Source organism: Trueperella pyogenes, from assembly GCF_001070855.1.
GTDB classification, from domain to species: domain Bacteria; phylum Actinomycetota; class Actinomycetes; order Actinomycetales; family Actinomycetaceae; genus Pauljensenia; species Pauljensenia pyogenes_A.
In genome coordinates this window covers 85,250-106,451 of record NZ_JVLH01000006.1, presented here as the reverse complement: position 1 = coordinate 106,451, position 21,202 = coordinate 85,250, and the positions used below count along the sequence as shown (strand labels likewise).

General features: G+C 54.9%; 18 protein-coding genes and 3 tRNA genes. 7 read left to right on the top strand and 14 right to left on the bottom strand.

Annotated elements, in window-relative coordinates; genetic code table 11:
- Window positions 1-13: 13 nt before the first annotated feature.
- The 3 genes from ADG72_RS01860 to ADG72_RS01850 form a co-directional block, all read right to left on the bottom strand.
- Window positions 14-604: a hypothetical protein gene (locus ADG72_RS01860; protein ID WP_034233497.1), complete on the bottom strand. Its 591-nt coding sequence runs from the start codon at window positions 602-604 to the stop codon at window positions 14-16.
- Between the two features lie 37 nt (window positions 605-641).
- Window positions 642-714 (bottom strand) — tRNA-Lys (locus ADG72_RS01855).
- A gap of 43 nt (window positions 715-757) precedes the next feature.
- A tRNA-Lys gene (locus ADG72_RS01850) sits at window positions 758-830 on the bottom strand.
- Between the two features lie 115 nt (window positions 831-945).
- On the opposite strand from ADG72_RS01850, the gene ADG72_RS01845 reads away from it, so the two are divergent.
- Complete coding sequence (locus tag ADG72_RS01845; protein WP_048712052.1) at window positions 946-1,647, top strand: metal-dependent transcriptional regulator; 702 nt, start codon at window positions 946-948, stop codon at window positions 1,645-1,647.
- A 37-nt stretch (window positions 1,648-1,684) separates the two neighbouring features.
- Here the strand turns inward: ADG72_RS01845 and ADG72_RS01840 are convergent, their stop codons facing one another.
- A complete protein-coding gene (locus tag ADG72_RS01840) occupies window positions 1,685-2,125 on the bottom strand; it encodes an HIT family protein (RefSeq protein ID WP_048711776.1) in 441 nt (146 codons plus the stop codon).
- Between the two features lie 133 nt (window positions 2,126-2,258).
- Between ADG72_RS01840 and ADG72_RS01835 the strand changes: the two genes are divergently transcribed.
- Window positions 2,259-5,192, top strand: coding sequence for a leucine--tRNA ligase (locus tag ADG72_RS01835; protein ID WP_048711774.1), 2,934 nt, complete (start codon window positions 2,259-2,261; stop codon window positions 5,190-5,192).
- A 2-nt stretch (window positions 5,193-5,194) separates the two neighbouring features.
- Window positions 5,195-6,325, top strand: coding sequence for an Fpg/Nei family DNA glycosylase (locus tag ADG72_RS01830; RefSeq protein ID WP_048711770.1), 1,131 nt, complete (start codon window positions 5,195-5,197; stop codon window positions 6,323-6,325).
- A gap of 82 nt (window positions 6,326-6,407) precedes the next feature.
- On the opposite strand, the gene ADG72_RS01825 is transcribed toward ADG72_RS01830, so the two are convergent.
- The 4 genes from ADG72_RS01825 to ADG72_RS01810 form a co-directional block, all read right to left on the bottom strand.
- Window positions 6,408-6,908 (bottom strand): GNAT family N-acetyltransferase, encoded by a 501-nt coding sequence (locus tag ADG72_RS01825; RefSeq protein WP_048711767.1) that lies wholly within the window; start codon window positions 6,906-6,908, stop codon window positions 6,408-6,410.
- 109 nt (window positions 6,909-7,017) lie between these two features.
- Window positions 7,018-7,635, bottom strand: coding sequence for a serine O-acetyltransferase (gene cysE / locus ADG72_RS01820; RefSeq protein WP_048711766.1), 618 nt, complete (start codon window positions 7,633-7,635; stop codon window positions 7,018-7,020).
- A gap of 145 nt (window positions 7,636-7,780) precedes the next feature.
- Window positions 7,781-8,713, bottom strand: coding sequence for a cysteine synthase A (gene cysK, locus ADG72_RS01815; RefSeq protein WP_048711764.1), 933 nt, complete (start codon window positions 8,711-8,713; stop codon window positions 7,781-7,783).
- A gap of 60 nt (window positions 8,714-8,773) precedes the next feature.
- Entirely contained in the window at window positions 8,774-9,415 is a 642-nt protein-coding gene (locus tag ADG72_RS01810; RefSeq protein ID WP_048711763.1) for a YigZ family protein, read from the bottom strand.
- A 203-nt stretch (window positions 9,416-9,618) separates the two neighbouring features.
- On the opposite strand from ADG72_RS01810, the gene rpmF reads away from it, so the two are divergent.
- Window positions 9,619-9,789, top strand: coding sequence for a 50S ribosomal protein L32 (gene rpmF / locus ADG72_RS01805; protein ID WP_009409287.1), 171 nt, complete (start codon window positions 9,619-9,621; stop codon window positions 9,787-9,789).
- Between the two features lie 70 nt (window positions 9,790-9,859).
- On the opposite strand, the gene ADG72_RS01800 is transcribed toward rpmF, so the two are convergent.
- On the bottom strand, window positions 9,860-11,464 hold the full coding sequence (locus ADG72_RS01800; RefSeq protein WP_048711761.1) for a Na+/H+ antiporter: 1,605 nt from the start codon (window positions 11,462-11,464) through the stop codon (window positions 9,860-9,862).
- An 82-nt stretch (window positions 11,465-11,546) separates the two neighbouring features.
- Between ADG72_RS01800 and ADG72_RS01795 the strand changes: the two genes are divergently transcribed.
- The gene (locus ADG72_RS01795) at window positions 11,547-12,263 is read left to right on the top strand and encodes a DUF421 domain-containing protein (RefSeq protein ID WP_048711760.1); all 717 of its coding nucleotides are present in this window, start codon (window positions 11,547-11,549) and stop codon (window positions 12,261-12,263) included.
- A gap of 116 nt (window positions 12,264-12,379) precedes the next feature.
- On the opposite strand, the gene ADG72_RS01790 is transcribed toward ADG72_RS01795, so the two are convergent.
- From ADG72_RS01790 to ADG72_RS01770, 5 genes are all read right to left on the bottom strand, one after another.
- Complete coding sequence (locus ADG72_RS01790) at window positions 12,380-13,039, bottom strand: LutC/YkgG family protein (protein ID WP_192831723.1); 660 nt, start codon at window positions 13,037-13,039, stop codon at window positions 12,380-12,382.
- A 7-nt stretch (window positions 13,040-13,046) separates the two neighbouring features.
- Complete coding sequence (locus ADG72_RS01785; protein ID WP_048711757.1) at window positions 13,047-14,672, bottom strand: LutB/LldF family L-lactate oxidation iron-sulfur protein; 1,626 nt, start codon at window positions 14,670-14,672, stop codon at window positions 13,047-13,049.
- 1 nt (window position 14,673) lies between these two features.
- Window positions 14,674-15,471: a (Fe-S)-binding protein gene (locus ADG72_RS01780; protein ID WP_048711756.1), complete on the bottom strand. Its 798-nt coding sequence runs from the start codon at window positions 15,469-15,471 to the stop codon at window positions 14,674-14,676.
- A gap of 195 nt (window positions 15,472-15,666) precedes the next feature.
- Window positions 15,667-17,352 carry an L-lactate permease gene (locus ADG72_RS01775; RefSeq protein ID WP_048711755.1) on the bottom strand — a complete coding sequence of 562 codons (1,686 nt, stop codon included), beginning with the start codon at window positions 17,350-17,352 and terminating at the stop codon, window positions 15,667-15,669.
- A 94-nt stretch (window positions 17,353-17,446) separates the two neighbouring features.
- Window positions 17,447-17,519: transfer RNA gene (locus ADG72_RS01770), tRNA-Arg, on the bottom strand.
- 230 nt (window positions 17,520-17,749) lie between these two features.
- Between ADG72_RS01770 and ADG72_RS01765 the strand changes: the two genes are divergently transcribed.
- Window positions 17,750-18,682 (top strand): methylenetetrahydrofolate reductase, encoded by a 933-nt coding sequence (locus ADG72_RS01765; RefSeq protein ID WP_048711753.1) that lies wholly within the window; start codon window positions 17,750-17,752, stop codon window positions 18,680-18,682.
- A 33-nt stretch (window positions 18,683-18,715) separates the two neighbouring features.
- Window positions 18,716-21,025 (top strand): 5-methyltetrahydropteroyltriglutamate--homocysteine S-methyltransferase, encoded by a 2,310-nt coding sequence (gene metE / locus ADG72_RS01760; protein ID WP_048711752.1) that lies wholly within the window; start codon window positions 18,716-18,718, stop codon window positions 21,023-21,025.
- The last annotated feature ends 177 nt before the right edge of the window (window positions 21,026-21,202 follow it).

Sequence of the window (21,202 nt, the reverse complement as noted above, 5' to 3'; positions counted from 1 at the left end):
CTGAAGGTTCCCCCTATAGAGAGGTTGCCTGAATCTCCGGATCGAAAAGCGGCACCGGTGAAGGACGACGTTCTTCTGCTGTAGCAAAGGCCTCTGCTGCGCCAACCACGGTGTGTAGATCGTGCCCATCAAGCATCCACTGTGCGGGAGTTGTTTGCTCTAAGACCTCGAGCGGACGCTGGAACCATGTTGCCGCAGTCAATTGATGCACGCGTCCACGTAGACGCCCGAGCACTTCGGACATGTCATCAATAACCGAGTGGTTAGCCATGAGTTGCCATGTGGGGTAGTACCACATAGTCGTGGGCGATTGAACTGCAAGAATACGGTTTGTCCGCACGGCCTTGTTGATGCCTTGACGCGAGATACCCAGCCAAGCAACGATGTCCGACGTGGTACATACTGGGCCAACAAGCTCGTGAAGACCCGGACGCGGATCTGTCATAGAACGGATCAAGTGAGTCGCTTGTTCGACGATATCTGGGGTAATCACCGTGCGGCGACGGGCGCTGAGCTGTTGTTCAATCGATGCGAGCAAATCTTTCTCAGAAGAAGTAAGACGACGCATAAGAAGCTCCGAGGATAGTAGGGCACGAATACTCATAGTCGTATCCGGCCATTGGCGCCGCCTCGGCAATGGGTGCGTCATGGGGGACTTGAACCCTCAACCCGCTGATTAAGAGTCAGCTGCTCTGCCAATTGAGCTAATGACGCTTGGGTTATGTGTTTACAGTAGCACATCTATCGACATACTGCGTGCGTCATGAGGGAATTGAACCCCCAACCCGCTGATTAAGAGTCAGCTGCTCTGCCAATTGAGCTAATGACGCGTGTCCTTGGGACAGGAGAAAACAATACATACGTTTTGAGCGCTTCGCAAATCAACTCTCCCTGTCTCAAGTCGCAAGGCGGTAGGCTAGGGGAGTGCAAGCAGCTGACATTTTTATGAGTGATAGTCGTTCAGTACGTGAGAATGCCGTTACTCAGGACTATCTCAAGGCGATTTGGAGCGCTGAGGAGAACGGGCAAGCTGGTATCGCGGTCCGTCTCCTTGCTTCGCGTGTTGGCGTTGCTGTCTCCACGGCCTCGGAGAAGGTCAAGCGTTTGGTTGCTGAAGGGCTTGCTTTTCATGAGCCCTATGGAAAAGTAACCTTGACCGAGCAAGGGCGTCGACGCGCACTGGAAGTGGTCAGGCGCCATCGCTTGCTCGAAACCTATCTGCATGATGCGCTTGGTTTTGAGTGGGACGAAGTTCACGAAGAAGCGGAAATCCTCGAACATGCGATCTCAGACCGCCTGCTCAATCGAATTGATGAACGCTTGGGTCACCCGGTGCGTGACCCACATGGAGACCCGATTCCTTCTGCCGACGGCAGTGTTGAGCTCTTGGCAATGGTTCCTCTTGTCGAGGTCGTCCCGGGAAACAGAGTGTGTATCGCGCGTTTTAGCGACAGTGACGCAGTGTGCTTGCGTTCGATTGAAAATAAAGGGCTCGGTCTTGACGATCAGGTTGAAGTTCGTCAGCGCGGCGAGAATGGCGAGCTTGTGCTCAGCGTTTATCCGCCTAAAACTCGCGGTGGAGCCCAGAAAAAAGAGCGACGCCTTGAGCTGAGTGCCCAAGAAGCCGCCCTTATTTCTGTAGTGTGAAGGCTGCCTAAGTAGCGCGTGCCAAATTGCGTGAGAGCTAGTTCAGCGTGTTCATCGACGCTGGTACCTGCGCGCTATAACCCGCACTGATCAGCTCCCGGCGAAGCTTATCCATGGCCTCGTCAAGCTCGATATCACTGGCCGGAGCAGCATTACTGAGCAGGACGTCACTTTCTTGACGCAGGGGAATGACGTGTAGGTGGGTGTGTGGCACCTCAAATCCGGCGATGACTAGCCCGGAGCGCTGTACTCCAAAAGCGACTTCTTGGGCGCGTCCAATAAGCTGCGCGACCTTCATGAGATGTTGGCACGTTGACGTATCCAAGGCTGTCCATGAAGGGACAGGCTCGCGCGGAACAACCAAGATGTGACCGGGACTTGTCGGCTCGATTGTCGCGAATGCGACGCAGATGTCGTCGGCCCACACAAAGCGTCCGGAGAATTCTCCGGAGATGATTTTTTCGAAAACGGTACTCATAGCTCTATTGTCAAGCCCCGGACCGGTTTTGCCTAGTGGGAATAAACAGGCAAATTCGCGCCAATGCACTAACCTATATAGGGCATAGAACGAGCCTGAAGATTGCGAATTTTCAGGGTAAATGGAGGCAAGGATGAGCGAGATCTCGACAGGCGAGCCCAATTTCCGTTATACGGCACAGTTGGCCGGTGAGATCGAAAACAAGTGGCAGGATCTATGGGACGAGCGGGGGACCTTCTTTGCAGATAATCCTGAAGGAGATCTTGCTGGAGACCTTGCCACGCGTGATCCCTTCTTCCTCCTTGACATGTTCCCCTACCCCTCAGGTAAGGGTCTTCATGTTGGGCACCCACTGGGCTATATCGCCACTGATACGGTTGCTCGTTTCCACCGCATGCGTGGCGAAAATGTTCTCTACACAATGGGATATGACGCTTTCGGTCTTCCTGCCGAGCAATTCGCTGTTCAAACCGGTCAACACCCGCGTGTGACGACCGAAGAAAATATCGCCAACATGCGACGTCAGCTGCGTCGCCTGGGCCTTTCTCATGACCGTCGCCGTTCGTTTGCAACCACTGATGTCGACTACGTTCACTGGACTCAGTGGATCTTCCTGCAGGTCTTTAATTCGTGGTTTGATCCCCAGGCACCCCGTCGCGATGGCCGAGGCCTGGGTGCTGCGCGCCCGATTTCTGAGCTTGTTGCACAGTTTGAGTCAGGAGAGCGTGAGCTCCCAGAAGAATTCTCCACTCGATCATGGAATGAGTTGAGCCCGCGTGAGCGTGCACGCGTTATTGACTCCTACCGACTGGCATATATTTCTGAGGCTCCTGTGAACTGGTGTCCCGGTCTGGGTACTGTTTTGGCCAATGAAGAAGTAACCGCCGAAGGACGTTCAGAGCGCGGTAACTACCCGGTCTTTAAGCGCTCATTGCGCCAGTGGATGATGCGTATCACCGCTTACGGTGATCGCCTGATCGAAGACTTGGACACCATTGATTGGCCCGAAAAGGTGCGCACTATGCAGCGCAATTGGATCGGCCGCTCTCATGGTGCAGAGGTTGACTTCACTGCGGTTGGCGAAGGCGTGAGCGATCGTGGCTTCACCGTCTATACGACGCGCCCCGATACTCTCTTCGGCGCAACCTTCGTCGTCTGGTCTCCCGAGCACCCGCTCCTCGGTGGCACGACCCCGGGATCGGCCTCGGACCAAGCAGCACTGGAAATTCCCGCGCGCTGGCCCGAGGGGACTCGCCAGGCGTGGAGTGCTGGCTATGCAACGCCTGCTGAGGCCGTCGCCGCCTACCGTGCACAAGCTGCAGCAAAGACTCCTGAGCAGCGCGCAGAAGACGCAGGGGAGAAGACCGGTGTCTTTACCGGCCTGTGGGCAATTAACCCTGTGAATGGTCGTCGAATTCCCGTGTTCATTGCTGACTATGTCCTTATGGATTACGGCACCGGTGCGATCATGGCAGTTCCCGCGCACGATGATCGCGACTGGGAATTTGCCCAGCGTTTCGATCTGGATATCATCCGCACCATCGGCGACGCGAAGGATCCGACCGCTCACGACCTCAGCCAGGGTGCCTACACCGGTGATGGCGTTGCGGTTGACTCTGCGAACGATGAAATTAGCCTCAATGGCCTCGATAAGGACGCTGCAAAGGCAGCGATGACGCAGTGGCTGGAATCCAAGGGACTGGGGCGCGCCGCAACAACCTATCGTCTGCGCGACTGGCTCTTTAGTCGTCAGCGTTACTGGGGTGAGCCTTTCCCGATCGTGTGGGATGAGGATGGCGTTGCGCACTCACTTCCCGAAGACATGCTCCCCATCGAGCTTCCTGAAATCAGTGATTATTCACCGCGTACCTTCGACCCCGACGATGCCGATAGTGAACCCGAGGCACCTTTGGGACGCGCTCAGGAGTGGGTCAATGTCACCCTCGATTTGGGCGACGGTCCCAAGAAGTATCGTCGTGAGACGAACACCATGCCTCAGTGGGCAGGTTCGTGCTGGTACGAAATGCGCTATACCGATCCGACTAACCCCACGACCTTCGCCGGTGCAGAAAATCTCAGCTATTGGATGGGACCGCGTGAGGGCAAGATCAGTGGTGGCACCGACCTGTACATTGGCGGTGTCGAGCACGCTGTGCTTCACCTGCTCTATGCACGCTTCTGGCAGAAGGTTCTCTTCGATCTGGGATTTGTTCCCGATAGCGAGCCATACCACACGCTGTTTAACCAGGGCTACGTGCAGGCTTATGCGTACACCGATGCGCGTGGGCAGTACGTTCCGGCTGATGAAGTCGAAGGCGATGAGACAAGCGGCTTCACCTGGAAGGGACAGCCTGTCAATCGTGAATACGGCAAGATGGGTAAGTCGCTCAAGAATATCGTCACGCCTGACGATATGTACGACGCCTATGGTGCGGATGTCTTCCGTGTCTACGAAATGAGCATGGGACCCCTGGATGTTTCGCGTCCGTGGGATACGCGCGCAGTCGTCGGCTCACAGCGCTTCCTTCAGCGCTTGTGGCGAAATGTTCTTGATGAAGAGACGGGCGAGGTCACCGTTAGCGATGAGCCAATGGACAAGAAGACGGCACGTCTGCTGGCACGTACCATCGCTGAGGTCACCGTTGAATACGAGAACCTGCGTATCAACACGGCGATCGCCAAGCTGATTGTTCTGAACAACCACCTGACATCTTTTGATCGTGTCCCTCGCGTTGCCGTCGAGGCTCTCATTCTTATGCTCTCTCCCGTTGCTCCGCACATTTGTGAGGAACTGTGGCAGAAGTTGGGGCATGAAGAGTCACTTGCTCGAGTGCCTTTCCCGGTCGTGGAAGATGAGTCCTTGCTTGAAGACGACACTGTGACGGCGATCGTTCAGGCCAACGGCAAGCTTCGTGCGAAGCTCGAGGTTCCTGTGTCGATTAGCGAAGATGATTTGCGTACCCTTGCCCTTGAGCAAGCTCCGATCGTCAAGCTTCTTGACGGACGCGAGCCCTTAAAGGTTATTGTGCGTGCGCCGCAGCTGGTCAACATCGTTCTTCCGAAGTAACCATGCCTGAAGGAGATGCGATCCATCGGATCGCCAACACTTTTTCTGTCCTCTTCCAGGGCAGCCAGGTCGAGACTTCGTCACCGCAGGGGCGCTTTGCCTCATCCGCACAGTTGATTAACCATCACAAGGTTGTCGCTGTGCGGGCGGTGGGCAAGCACATGTTTGTTGGTTTTATGCCAGCTAAAGCTGCCGCCATTTGCGCTGAGGAAGCAAAGGCTGCGGAGGCTGAGTTTGCCGCTCACTTAGGCAGTCCCGAGGCCGAGGCCGCATTGCCTTTCACGGGATCGTCGCCGTTGTGGGGAGAGCATGCTTTCCCCTGTGATGAGGAGCTCCAATGGCTCCATATTCACTTGGGGCTCTATGGGTCTTGGCGTTTTGATGCTGACGAGCGGGCATTTGATGTCCCATCCTCCATTGGTGCACCACGCACGAATTGGGTGGCAACAAAAGGGCACCGACATGCGGCTCTGAAGTGGGCAAGCTACGCGGAAGACACTCTGTACGTCGAAGATAATTTGGCGTCTGGAAGTATCCAAAAGCGCGGTGAAGATTGGAATGCCCCCGATCCTGTTGGTCAGGTTCGCCTTCGTGTGTTGTCCGAACACGCAGTCGCCGATGTCACCGGTCCGAATCGGTGCGAGCTCATTTCCGATGAGGATAGACGTGTTGTCGAATCCAAGTTGGGGTGTGACCCTCTTCAGCCGGGTGCTGCGCAAGATCCTGCAACGCGTAAGCGTTTCATTGAAATGATCCGTGGACGTAAACGTCCGATCGGTGAACTCTTAATGGACCAGTCGATCGCTGCTGGAGTTGGGAACATCTACCGTGCGGAAGCATTGTTCCTAGCCGGTATTTCACCGATGAGGGCTGGGAATCGCCTCTCGGTTCAGCGCGTTGGACATCTGTGGGATATCGTCTGTGAACTGATGACGCGAGGCCTAGAGATTGGACGCATCGATACGATTCGCCCCGAGGATCAGCCTGATCCAATCCCTGAAGGCGATGAAGAATTGGCGCGATGGTATATCTACCATCGCAGTGGACGACCGTGCATTAAATGCGGGACGACGATTAGTGAAAAACTCATGCAAAATCGCCGTCTTTTCTGGTGCTCGAACTGTCAGAACTAAAGCAGTAGGAGAAGCCTCGCGTAAGAGGGGATAGTGCAGCTATCCGCCGACACGCATTCCCCTTTCTTTGAAGCAATTCTGCCTAGCTTGCGGGGGAGTTTTCGCTCTCTTGGAAGATGTCGTAGATCTGAGGAAGGTGAACATTTGCCTCGTCGATTCTGACGACAAGGGAAGATGCTCCCCAGTCTTTACAGCGACGTGCGCACTCTGCGACTAATGCAGTAGCGATTCCGCGGCCTCGGAACTTTGGGTGAACCATCAGGTCAATGACCTGTGGAAGTCCGCTGGGTTCCTCGACGGGGGGATCGACGACGACGATGATCGCGGCGATTAACTCTCCTTCGATCCAACCGCCTAGGAAAGATCCCTCCAATGGGGTGCCGAAAACCCCGTCAAAGCACAGGCGCATCTCGTCTGTTGCTTCAATATTCGCCTCGATACTTGGGCGGATACCGTATGCGGCTAAAGAAAGCTCAGCAAGTTCCGGGATATCGAAACGTGTCAGTACGCCGATCTCACACTCTGTTGCACCGCGAAGGCGCGTCAGTGCGTCAATCTGTGCTTGTAGAGAATGTTTATCCATAAGGACAGAATATGTGATCTGTTACACGGGTGACGGCGCGTGAGAAGGTGTGCGAACTCACAGAGTTGTTTGTGGGAGTTTGTTCGAAAGCTTGACAAATACGAGGAACTTAGATGTACCAGGTGGGATCATCTTCCCAGCAATTTGGGTCGATGATGAGGTCGCGATCGTCCTCCACCATTCGTTCTTCCGGTTTCTGACGTAACTTCGCCGGGACGCCGATTGCAACAGCGTCTTCGGGGACATCCTTGGTGACGACGGCGTTGGCTCCAACTTTGGCGCCATCGCCAACTGTGATGGGGCCAAGAATCTTTGCGCCAGCACCGATCATGACGTGATTGCCAATGGTTGGATGGCGTTTCCCGGGGTTCATGGCGACGCCACCCAAGGTCACTCCGTGAAAGATCACAACGTCCTCACCGACCTCGGCTGTTTGCCCAATCACGACCCCAGTGGCGTGGTCAATGAATACGCGGCGCCCGATACTTGCCTCGGGATGGATATCAACCCCTGTCGTCATCCTTGCAATTGAGGAAAGGACACGAGCGGGCGTGCGTAGCGCGGGGTGTGACCACATCGCGTGTGTTACTCGGTGAGTCCACAGTGCATGGACGCCGGGGTAGGCGAGTGCGACTTCAAGAGTCGAACGGGCCGCGGGATCACGCCGTTTTGCCGTTCGAAGATCCTCTGCAAGAAGCTGAATGATCTTGCGTGGAGACGAGGCCATGGGTAGTTCTCCGTCAGTTGCTTGTGGGTAGTTGTGAACTGTTATGCGGGTGAAGTGCTCGTGGGTATTAGAACGTCCTGTGCGTTCTCATCTAAGGACGCAGAAATGGGGTGGATGAGCTTATGTCTCATCCACCCCAGACCTGTCAGTCGCGCAGGTTTTCGAAGAGCGCTGTCGAAAGGTAACGCTCACCGGTATCGGGGAGGATCACGACGATTCGCTTGCCTTCGTTTTCAGAGCGCTGTGCCACTTGGATCGCAGCGGCAAGTGCCGCTCCCGAAGAAATACCAACAAGCAAGCCTTCTTCTGCGGCTGCTCGTCGCGAAGTTTCTAGTGCAAGTGGGGTTTCAATATCGATTACTTCGTCAACGACGCTGGAATTATAGGTCTGAGCGACGAAGTTTGGCCCGAGTCCCTGGATACCGTGAGGGCCAGCCTCGCCACCGGTAAGAAGCGGGGACTCTGCCGGTTGAACTGCAATGACCTTGACATTGGGCTTGAGTTCCTTGAGGACGGAACCCACACCAGATACTGTTCCACCTGTGCCGACACCAGCAATGAAGATATCAATGTCCTCATCGGTATCGCGAAGAATCTCTTCTGCAGTCGTACGACGGTGCACAGCGGGATTTGCGGGGTTGGTGAACTGGGAAGCGATGATGGACCCGGGACGCGAATCGCGGATGCGCTCAGCTTCTGCGACAGCGGCGGTTACTCCACCCTTGGGGTCGGTAAGGACCAGTTCCGCACCAAAGGCGCGAATAAGAATGCGGCGCTCGAGGCTCATTGAGGAAGGCATGACAATGACAACCTTGTAACCGCGTGCTGCACCGACCATCGAGAGTGCAACACCGGTATTTCCTGAGGTAGCTTCGATAATAGTCCCGCCTGGCTTGAGTTCCCCGGATGCCTCTGCAGCATCAACGATGGAACGAGCAATACGATCCTTGACGGAAGAAGCAGGGTTGAAAGCCTCGACTTTCGCAACGATTTCTGCGCCACCTTCGTTCAGGCGGTTAATTCGAACCAGGGGAGTGCCACCGATGAGGTCGGTGACATCTGTTGCGATGTTGGTCATGATGTCTCCTAGATGTCGCTTCGTGCCATGCACGTAACTGCAACTCTATGGGGAGCCAGATTATTCCGCGATTTCTATGTAACGTTGTCCCAGGGGGCGAAAAACGTACTGGCCTGAACTGAGCGTAGCGAGCAGGTTCTCAGCTTTTTCCAGTTGCTCAGGGCTCATCGCCATGGTGAGTAATACAGAGGATCCCCACTGAGCATCGAGTACGTGCCCACCTAAACGACGTAACTCGCCTTCAATTCGTCCAGCATCGACGGGAGCGAGTTCGGTTTCAACGACAGTCAGCGCTTCCAAGCGTGCGAAAGAGGCCTGAGCGAGTGCCTCGCTGGTCGCACTTGAATAAGCCCGCACGAGGCCACCAGCGCCTAGGAGAATTCCCCCGAAGTAGCGCGTCACAACGGCCGTCACATTCCATAGCTCATTGCGCTTGAGAACATCCAACATGGGAGTTCCAGCGGTTCCTGAGGGCTCTCCGTCATCCGAAGAATGCTGAGAAGGTGAATGGCCTTCTTCTGCGATCATCCATGCTGAGCAGTTGTGGCGTGCCTGCGGATGGGCGTCTTTCACCGAATTGATGAACTCACGGGCTTCTTCGGGTGTATCTGTCCTAGCGATCGATGCAATAAAGCGTGACCGTTTAATTTCAATCTCGTGGGACAGGCTCGTGCCTGAAGCAAGCACTCGAAGAGAGGACATAGTGTCTTCATTGTTGCATGAGTGATTGTGAGGCCGGGAATGAGACGAGCTTCGCACGAATAATTCCTTTGGAATATGCGTACTTTTGGCCCGTCGTGCTACAGTGGTCAGGTTGTCGAAAGTCATATCTCTATGGCTGTGTATCTGAAAGATACGCATCGACGCGGTAAAAACGTCAGAACTAGAAGAGGAGCGGTAGGGTCATGGCAGTTCCCAAGCGCAAGATGTCCCGAGCAAACACCCGCACTCGCCGGTCCGCATGGAAGGCCGATCTCACTGAGCTGAACACCATCAAGGTGGGCGGCCGTGAGGTGCGTGTTCCCCGTCGTCTGGCGAAGGCGTACAAGAACGGCCTGTTGGACGTCGAGGACTGATTCCTCCGTTCGCAAGTTTTTGTGGGGCCCGGTACCGATTGGTACCGGGCCCCACAACTATTTCTCAGTCTTACTCCTCGAGCTCGATGGGGCCGTTCAGTCGGAGTAATTCAACGTCAATGTGATCGATCGCGATACGCCATGTTTCTTGTTCGATCTCACCGCGATCGCGCAAGCGTGTCATTTCGTCGCGCTTAAACTGGGTGAGCGCAAGACGTAGGTGTCTCTCTTCCGAACTTTCGGTCAAGAGTTCATCGAGAGAGGATGCCTCTTCACCGTGTGCGACATAGGTGAGGATTTCTTCGCGCAGGTTATCTATCAGTTGTTTGTCTTCGATTCCCGCCGCGTGTGCAATGGCTTCGACGTTATCAGCCGCGGTTTTCAAGACGGTGAGCATTGCGCTGACTTCATTAGTTTCGGTCTGGAAGTAAGCACTTACCGGCGCAGGTTTATTGGCTGCCCAACGAACAACGATTGGAAGAAGCGGACCTTGGATGACAAGCGAGAGGATAACCGCACCTGCGACAACCAGCAGAATGAGATCGCGATCTTCGAAAGCAGAATCACCAAATACCGATGGAATGGACAGCGCCATTGCCAAAGAAATCGCACCGCGGAAGCCCGCTACTGTCGTCACCAATCGACCTCTGAAATTTGTCCGGCGTTGCTTCTGCTCAGGGCGACGATCGAGCAGGCGAATCGAGTAGATAATCGCATGGTGTCCGATCAAGCGGGCAAAGACCATTGCAAGGTAGATGACCGGGATCAAGATCAAGCCGTGCACGAGTGTCGCATGGTCCAACCCGCGAATAATCACGGGAAGTTCAAGACCGACCATGATGAATAGGACGGAATTTAGAATAAAAGTCAGCAGAGTCCACACGGGGATAGCGATGACGCGTGATGCCAGCGATATTGCTGACTCGCCAAAACGAGAGACAAGCATTCCGCACACGACTACTGCGATGACTCCCGAAGCCTGAATTTCTTCGGCAAGGTAATAAGCCAAAAGGGGAGTGAGGATACGAGCAATATTTGCCAAGATCGCGTCGCTTTGGAATAGTCCGCGTCGGACAAGCACGCGTAGAACGAAGAGTCCCATCGCAATACCGACGAGTACCCCTCCGCCGAAGGAAAGAAAGACTTGCTGAGTGACTCCAAGAGTTGTCACTCGAGCTGTTCCACCGGTGACTTGAAGCGCAACCGCAAAGATGACCAGAGCACTGCCGTCATTGATCAATGACTCGGCTTGCAGAACAGTCTTTTGTCCCGAAGACATTCCGCGCCCCAAGGCAGATACAGCTGTCGCATCAGTCGGTCCAAGGCAAGCACCGATGAGTAAGGCGGTGCCAATACTGAGCCCCATCCATGAGCCGACCAGAGCGATGAGGAGTGCGGTGATCGCGACCAAAACCGTACCGGACAAAATGATGCCTCGAAGTCCACGGCGGACTTGATTGAGGGAGACCGAAAGTGATTCCCAGTAGAGCAGGAGTGGAAGAAAGATCGAGAGAACGACCTCGTGTGGAAGCTCAATATCTCCGGCATGTGGAACAAAAGAAATCGCAACACCCGCAACAATAAGGACAATGGGAGAGAGCAACTTCAAACGCCGTGATAACGCGTAGGAAATGGTGATTGCTGTTCCGAGAAGAATGAGTGATTCAAGTGTCATGACTAAGGTATGGTCCCAAGGTGATGAGAAATATGCCTACTAGCCTTCAGTATATGTATCATCAGTGTTTTAAGGTTGACGCATGTGGAACGAACTCATCCTTGACGCGCACTCGATTTTCCGGCTCTTCATCGGTATCGTGATCATCTCTGCTCACCTGACTTTGACAAAGAAACAGAGCCTTACCCAATTCACTTCTATTGACTTCATCGGAAACTTTATTCTCGGTGGGATCATCGGCGGTATTATCTATAACCATTCGGTTTCTACTTTCTCCTACGTTGTACTGCTGCTTGCAGCTGTGGGCATGATTTCGCTTTTTAACTTCATTGCTTCCCGCTTTATGCCCGCGCGGCAAATTGTCAAGGGCAAAGCGGTGACCATCATCAATCACGGTCATTTCGTCATTGATTCTCTCGATGATGCAAGTAGCGCGTTCGACATGATTAACTTCACCGAGCAACTTCGTTCGCGTGGAATTTTCTCGGTTGAAGATGTCGAATTTGCACAGTATGAGTCAAACGGCTCTTTGACTGTGATCAAGAAGGGCGATGGAAGCCTGAGCTATGTTTTGGTCTCGAAGGGACAGATTGTTCAAGATCAACTTGAAGCCTCTGGCCAGAGCGAAGAATGGCTCACGAAGGAACTTGAACAACAGGGAATTAAGCTCGAAGACATTTTCTTTGCGGAGCTAGAAGGGCGCGAGAAAATTTATATCGTGATGAATGATATGACGGCTCGTTCTTTCGCATTCAGCCTTGAGAGCTCGCAGGAAAATGCGGAGCAAAAAATGGATTAGGCGACTTCGTTAAGTCAGCTTTTCGCTCTCCTTTGAACAAGGAAAGTTAAAGTGGTGGGGCGGTCCTTTCGGAACCGCCCCACCACTTTAACTACACGGTGTCAGTCGTGGATCGCTTAGTGTGCGATGATCACTCGCAGGTGACGAGGACCGTGAACGCCATTGACACGAACCAATTCGATATCCGAAGTTGCAGAACCGCCGGCGATCCAGGTTGTTGGACGCTCGGGATGCTCACCTAAGATATCGACGGCCTGTGGGACGGTTGGAACGATCGCAGAGCGCTCCAGAATCGCCACATGAGTATCGGGAACAAGAGTGATGGCGCGGCGTCCTTGATCAGGTTCGCCGTCCAAGATAATCGTTCCCGAGATGGAAATTCCAACGCGACTACGGGTCACGACGGCATCGATTGCGTCCAATTCCAAAGTCGGAATAGCATTCTCGCGCGAATCTTCACGTACCTTTCGCTTATCGCGTCCAGCCGCCTTCTTGAACTGGTCATCGAGGCCGGTGGGAACGACAACCGAGGAAGCCTTGGCCTCGGAAAGGAACTTTGCAATCGCATCTTCGATTGCCTGATCATCGCGTGCCTCGACAACCTGCGCTGAGTAGTCCTCAAGCTTCTCAATCATCTCAGCAACGACTTCATCCGAACCGGGCGCATATTGGCCTTCGCGGATGTAGTTACGAGGAATTTCGCGGACTGGACGTCCCTCTTGCGAGCGCTCAATGGCCTCGCGCGCACGGGCGAGGATAGCGGTCTTCGCATCCATAACCATCTCAGGCCTCCTCAGTATTCGTGTGAGTAGTCATTCCGTGCTCACTTGCCAAGGGGATATCCTTTGCCGGCGCGTCGGAGCGTGGAGCCGAGGCATCTGAGTCGGGGTGAGTACGCCGCCACCACTGGCGGAATGTTTCCTTTGGAGCGACCGGAAGATCGCGGGCAGTAGTCCACAGCGAGGCCGGGAAGGGAAGAGCACCGATCTTTCCCTTCTTCTTGGCAATACGGGTGGCCTTGACACCGGTTGTTGCCAGCTCCCACGCCTTTGAATTGGACATGACAGGAGTTGAAGCACCCATCGCCAAATCCCAGATATCAGGCACGATGTTGTGCTTGACGTCCACGGTACGGGCACGCATATGGATGAGGATGTTCGGAATCTTGATCTTGACCGGGCAGACCTCACCACACGCACCGCACAGAGAGGATGCGAAGGGAAGGGTGTGGACAGGATCCTTCTCATCCAATCCCTGAGTCAGCTGCGGTGTGAGGATGGCGCCGATGGGGCCGGGGTAAACCGAACCGTAGGCGTGGCCTGAAGTGTGCTGGTAGACCGGGCAGATATTCATGCAGGAACCGCAACGAATGCATGCAAGGGCTTCACGGCCAATGGGATCAGCAAGAGTCTTGGTGCGTCCGTTGTCCATCAGAATCAGGTGGAATTCCTGCGGGCCATCACCCGGAGTTACGCCCGTCCACATCGAGGTGTAGGGGTTCATACGCTCACCAGTGGCCGAGCGGGGGAGAAGCTGGGAGAAGACCTCGATGTCCTGGTAACGAGGAACCAGCTTTTCGATACCCATCAATGTGATGAGCGTATCGGGAAGGGTCAGGCACATACGTCCATTACCTTCCGATTCGAAGACCGACACGGTTCCGGTTTCAGCGACACCCATATTAGTGCCTGAAACCGCGACCTTGGCGTGCAGGAACTTCTTACGAAGGTGAGCGCGTGCGGCGGCCGTCAATTCCTGAGGGTCATCAGAAAGATCACGCGGGGCGTCTTCCATTCGATCGAGGAAGATGCCACGAACCTCGGAACGGTTACGGTGAATTGCAGGAACGACAATGTGGCTGGGCATATCGTCAGCAAGCTGAACGATCATTTCTGCCAGGTCGGTCTCGCGTGCGGAAATACCTTCGTCTTTCAGGAACTCGTTGAGGTTCGTTTCCTGGGTTGCCATCGACTTGATCTTGACGACTTCGTCGACTCCCTTGGACTTAATGATGTCCGCAATGATGCGATTCGCTTCATGCTTATCGCGTGCCCAATGGACGATGCCTCCGCGGGCAGTCACATTGCGCTCGAATTCTTCCAGAAGTTCAGGGAGTCGAGATTCAACCTCAAACTTGATCGCTTCTGCAGCGTCACGCAGATCTTCCCAGTCGGGCATCTCTGCAACACGCTGACCACGCTTTGCGCGAATGGTGCGGGTAGCGTGGCCCAGATTGCGGCGCATCTGGGTGTTTGCGAGGGTCTTATGCGCGGCCTCGGGGAAGGTAGGACCCCAGCGAAGAGTGTCTTCGGGGATCTCAACTGTCGTTCGCCATCCTCCGGTGTGAACCGCAGCATTGGAGTCATCGCCCGAGACGACCCCGGGCATACCGATGAAGGTTTCAGACATTTCAGATCACCTGTGCGCTTTCTGGAGCGAATGAAATGTTGCCAAGGAAAGGCTTGTCCTTAGTGGATGCAAGAATCTCTGCGAGGTGCATGGGGCGGATTCCCGAGTTCAGTCGAGACAGGCCACCACCGACGTGCATCAAGCAGGAGTAATCACCCATGACCAGAACCTCGGCGTGCGTTGACATGACATTCGAGACCTTATCGGCAAGCATTGCAGTCGAGGTCTCGGAGTTCTTCATGGAGAAGGTGCCACCAAAACCGCAGCAAACCTCAGCATCCGGCAGATCAACAAGGGTCAGGCCTTCCACTGCACGAAGCAGGCGGTAAGGACGATCTCCCACTCGTGCGATACGCAGCGAGTGACAGGTCGGGTGATATGTCACGGTGTGGGGGAAGTATGCGCCGACATCTTCCAGGCCCAAGACATCGGTGATGAGCTCGGTGAGATCGTAGGTGTGTGCGGCAATCTGCTGAGAGCGCTTTGCGAGCTGATCGTCGCCAACGTGCTCAGCAACGAGTTTTTGCTCGTGTCGGGCAGCACCCGTGCAAGAGCCAGAAGGAACCACAATTGCGTCCCATTCACCGTCAAGGACGGGCTCGAAGGTTCGAACGTGGTTGCGAGTGATCTTGGCGGCATCTTCGAAGTAGCCGGTGTTGGCATGCATCTGGCCGCAGCAGACCTGGCCTTCCGGGAAGACAACTTCATGGCCCAAACGTTCAAGCAGCGTAACTGTTGCTTGTGCGGCTTGGGGGAACATAGTGTCTGCAAGGCAGGTCGCAAATAGTGCGATTCGCAAGGTAGGACCTCCGTCCGGGTGACTTTTGTCCTCACTGTATTGGTAAGAGACAGCCCCGTCAGGTAAAAGAAGTAAAACTGCGAAATAACGCAGAAAACTCCGTGTCTGACGGGGCGCTCAATTGGGTTGAAACTTGGTTAATTCGTCATATTCATATGATCGAATTATCGAAGACGCACCCAAACTTGGGTTGATTTAGTTTGCAAAACTGGCCGAATCGGGCATATACGAACCAAGGTACCCCTGCGATGCAAAGAAAATCAGGATGCAGAGGACCACTAGGAAGGCGATCGAGTAAGGCGCTGCCTTCTTGAGGATCTCCGCTTCGCTTCCGGGTTCGTTGATTGAAGTTGCAGCGATGGTGAGGTTCTGAGGGGAAACAATCTTGCCGATACCGCCACCGATTGTGTTGCCTGCCAGCAAGGTTGCAGGGTCGAGGCCCGCAATTTGAGCGGCGGTGGATTGCAGGTTTGCGAAGAGTGCACCAGCGCTTGTAGCTGATCCTGCGACAGCCGTTCCCAGCCACCCCAAGATCGGAGAAAGGAACGCGAAGAAAATCCCCGTTGTCGCAAGCGCGGCACCGATTGCACTGGTCTGGCCAGACATATTCATCACATACGCAAGCCCCATCACCAAGCAGATCGTGAGGATTGAAATCTTCAAGGTCGAGATCGTCTTGAAGAGGGTTGCAATTCCCTTTCCAAAGGTCATGGGGAAGCGCCCAGCAGAGCTGGTTCTCCCATAAATGAAAGCAACGGCAATCGCGGTGACAAAAATCCATGTTCCGGGGTTAGAAAGGAACTGGAAGGTGTAAATGCTCGAGGATACGGCCTGACCGTTTGCGTCGACGAGGACGCCGTGTAGCCCAGGAACAGGGATCTTAATGTCGGTTGCCTTAAAGGTGCTGTCGATATCAATCCCGATCTTCCACAGCTTGGTCAGTGCAATAACGGCAACGACGAGGACGTAGGGGAGAAGTGCCAAAATAATGCGGGAGCCATCGGGCCGGTCTTCCTGAGCGTCATCGGAACGATATTCGTCAGGAGTCTTCGGGGTCCAGACCAGCAGGAATACATAAGAAGCTGAAAGACCAATTAATGACGCTAAAACTGCAGTGAGTTCGTAGGAGAAACCGGTCGTTACAAAATGCCCCGCGGCGGTTGCGATTCCTGAAATTAACGCCAGTGGCCACAACTGGGCGATGCCTCGGCCGCCATCGAGAATCCACAGCAGAATCAGGGGGACGAAGCAGGCGATGATCCACGAAAGGTGGCCCATGTCAGTGGCAACAAGCAAGGGATTTTGTCCGCCCAGTCGACCGGCAGTTGTTACGGGAATTGCCATTGCGCCGTAGCCGACATTGATCGCGTTACCGACGATAGTTACGACAGCAGCCTTGACAGGGCGAAGGCCTAGGGAAACGAGCATTGCGGCGACGATTGCAACGGGCGCACCGAATCCGGCTAAGCCTTCAAGAAGGCCGCAGAAAGAGAAAGCAACGATGAGAGCCTGAACGCGAATGTCGCCCTTGCCGATTGTATTGAAGACAGCACGGAGGTCTTTGGAACGCCCCGAAACTTCGGTGAGGTTGTACAGCCACACCGCGGCAATGATGATGTAGATGATTGGGATGAGCGCAAAGATAATTCCTTGCCCCGTGGCAAGAAGGCTCAGGGTGACGGGCATCTTGAAGCCAACAACTGCGATCAAAATCGCAGCAATCAATGAGATTAGAGCACACCAGTGCGTTTTCACCTTGAATGCGCCAAGAAGGACGAAGAATAGCAGGAGGGGGAGGATTCCAGCTAGTGCTGTTAGGAAAACATTTGAGCCGATCGCCGTCGTTGACGGCGTAAAACTTGTGCTCAGTGATAAGAACATGGCTACTCCTGCATCGATGCCTGTGGGGTGTCCGTAGCCAGATTGTAGGCCTAAAATCCTATACAGGTAGGAAATTTAAAAGAATTTCATTCTGCGCCCCCGACAGGACTCGAACCTGCAACCTCGGGATTAGAAGGCCCTTGCTCTATCCATTGAGCTACGGAGGCACGCCTGCCGCAGTGCGATCAGACCTTCATAGTGTACATGTCGTCGCCCGTCACACTTTCCCAAGTTGTGGGCCGCGTGTGCGTAAACCGGGGAAACACTAGATAATGGCTTCATGCTTGAAAGAATGTCTGGCCTTGGAGGCCCCGTGGGATCGATTCGCTCACGAATGTGCAGCTGAACCGTAATCAGCTGCCGGGGCGCGTATAGCGCCAATCTTTCAAGGAAATGTATGTCTCAGCCTTCTGACTGTTCTTCTGATCTGACCACCCTGTCTTTTGAGGTCATGCCGCCTCGCAAAGAGAGCCTCGTTAAGCCGTTTTGGCAAACCGTTGAGCGCTTGCTGTCAGTCTCTCCCGATTTTCTTTCGGTGACCTATGGTGCTGCAGGTCAGGATCGCCACAGTGCGCGAGGTGTTGTTCGTAAGCTTGTGAAGGACAGCCCGGTTCAACCAATCGCTCACCTTACCTGTGTGGGAACGACTCCCAGTGAAGTGAGCGAAGTCGTCACCGATTATCTCAATGCAGGTGTTCGAACCTTCCTTGCTCTTCGTGGCGATCCGCCGGTGGGGCGTCCAGATTGGCAGCCCTCTCCCGGGGGAGTGTCCTCGGCAACTGAGCTTGTGACCTTGATTCGTTCGATTGAGGCTGCTCGCTGTGCGCAGTATCCCGGCGCAGCCTTGCGCGCCGCTTTCAAACCTTTGACGATTGCAGTTGCGACATTTCCCGCGGGTAATCCCGCCGTTGGAACTTCACCGACCCAAGAGGTGGAGCGCCTTTTGGTGAAGCAATCTGCAGGCGCATCCTTCGCGATCACTCAGCTTTTTTGGGAAGCCGACACCTATGTGAACTTCCTTGAAAAGGCGCGTTCCAATGGCGTGACGATTCCTATCGTCCCGGGAATTTTGCCGCCAACCGATATTCGGCGAGTTAGTCGCATGACCGAACTGACCGGAGTTGTATTCCCCGAATACCTTCGTCGCAAGCTCGAGTCAGCGTCCTCACCACAAGAAATGTATTCCATGGGAGTCGAAATCGGAGGTCGTCTTGCTCGCGACCTGCATGACTCGGGTGCTCCCGGAATCCACATGTATACCTTCAATAAAGCGGCTCCTGCACTCGATGTGCTCGATGCTGCAGGCCTTGTTTCTGCAAGCCAGTGTTGACCCGTCCATTTCACGATGACAAAGGATAAGTAAATGACTCAATTCCCTACGGCGACCATCCTGGGTTACCCGCGCATCGGTCGTGGCCGCGAGCTGAAGAAGGCGCTCGAAGCCTACTGGGCGGGCCGTATCTCCGCCGATGAGCTCCGCGCGACGGAAGCCCAGCTCCGCAAGACGACTCATGACCGCCTCGTCGAGCTTGGCCTCGGCAAAGATGATGCGTCGATCCCTGAAACTTTCGCGCTCTACGACCAGGTTCTGGATGCGATTACGCTTCTGGGCGCGGTTCCCGAGCGCTACCGTTCCTTCGAAGGACTGGATCTGCACTTCGCCCTGGCTCGCGGCAATGCGCAGGTTGCACCGCTGGAAATGACCAAGTGGTTCGATACGAACTACCACCACTTGGTTCCCGAAATTGGCCCCGATACGCCGATTTCTTTCGCTGATCACACCATTGTTGATCGCTTCGTCTCAGCAAAGGAAGAGGGCACCATCGTTCGCCCGGTGCTGGTTGGTCCCGTGACCTTCCTTGCCGTCGCGAAGGCTGATGAGGCAACTCCGGATTACAACCCCTTTGAACGCCTTGACGACGTTGTTGCAGCCTACGCTGATGTTCTTGCCAAGCTTTCCGAGGCAGGAGCGCCTTGGGTTCAGATTGACGAGCATGCGCTTGCCTCCGATAACCTCCACGTTGAGCGCGCAACCCTCATTGAGTACTCGGCTCGCGTTTTCGCTGCTCTCGCCAAGCTGGAGAAGCGTCCCGCGATCTTCGCAGCGATCGGTTATGGCGATGGCGCACAGGCTGCAGCCTCTCTTGCCTCCACTGGTATCGAGGCCTTGGGACTGGATCTGTGCCGTGGTTCTCTTCCCGAGGCCGGCTCAGTTGACCTGTCTAAGGTCGCTCTTGTTGCTGGCGTTGTTGATGGTCGTAACATCTGGCGAACCGATTTGGACAGCGCCATCGCTCGCCTTGACGCAGCCAAAGCCTTGAATCCCGCATCGCTCGCCGTTTCGACCTCGACCTCTTTGCAGCACGTTCCCCATGACACCGCACTGGAGAAGTGGGATGACCCTGTGCTCGACGCGAACCTTCATGCATGGCTTGCCTTTGCAGACCAGAAGGTTGGGGAGGTTGTCACCCTCGCTCGTGGCGTGAACAATGGTTGGGATTCCATTTCCGAGGCCGTTGAAGCGACCCGTGAGGTTCTGGCTCAGCGTGCTGCTGCCCCCGGCGTGGTTCGCCCCGAGTTGCGTGAGCGCGTCGCGCGCTTGACCGAGGCCGATCGTGAGCGTGAAGACTTTGCAGTCCGCGATGAGCTTCAGCGCGAGCGTCTTGGTCTGCCCCTCATTCCGACCACCTCCATTGGTTCCTTCCCTCAGACGAAGGAAATTCGTCGCGCCCGTGCCGCTTGGGCCAAGGGCGAGCTCTCTGACGAAGACTACGCGCAGCGTATGCGTGAAGAGATTGAATCGGTGATTCGCCTTCAGGAAAATCTCGGTCTGGATGTTCTGGTCCACGGCGAAGCAGAGCGTAACGATATGGTTCAGTACTTTGCTGAACAGCTTGAAGGTTTCGCTGCAACGAAGAACGGCTGGGTCCAGTCTTATGGTTCGCGATGCACACGTCCGTCGATCCTGTGGGGGGATGTTGTCCGTCCTCACGCAATGACTGTTGAATGGGCACGTTACGCGCAGTCGCTGACTGATCACCCGGTTAAGGGCATGCTGACTGGTCCTGTCACCATCATTGCCTGGTCCTTCCCGCGCAATGATTTGCCGCTGGCTGAGGTTGCTGATCAGATCGGTCTGGCTCTGCGCGACGAGGTCACCGATCTCCAGGACGCCGGAATTGCTGTTGTTCAGGTCGATGAGCCAGCACTGCGCGAGCTGCTTCCTTTGGATCAGGCCCGTCACGCTGATTACCTCAAGTGGGCTGTGGACTCCTTCCGTCTAGCGACTGCTGGAGTGCGTCCCGATACTCAGATTCACACCCACCTGTGCTACTCGGAGTTCGGCCAGATTCTCGATGCGATCTTGGGACTGGATGCGGATGTGACCTCAATTGAGGCTGCACGCTCACGCATGGAAGTCCTTCCTGAGCTTGCAGAACAAGGCTTCAGCCATGGCGTTGGACCCGGTGTTTGGGATATCCACTCGCCGCGTGTGCCTTCGGTTGAGGAACTCACGGAGCTTCTGACCTTGGCTGCTGACTCGATTGAGCTGCGTAACTTGTGGTCGAACCCCGACTGTGGTCTGAAGACCCGAGGTTATGCGGAGACCGAAGAATCCTTGAAGAACCTCGTTGAGGCGACTCGGATTGTTCGTCAGCAGCTTGCGAACTGAGTAGTCCGCTCTTTGTGTGAGGGTGGAAATGCGGGTTTGATTCCCGTATTTCCACCCTCACATTCTTTCGTTTTGACACATCTGTATCATTCGATAGACTGAAGCCATGACTTTTCACGCGACCATGACCTGCCGCCCCATGTGCGGCTCCATGTGCTCGCGAATGTGTATGTGATT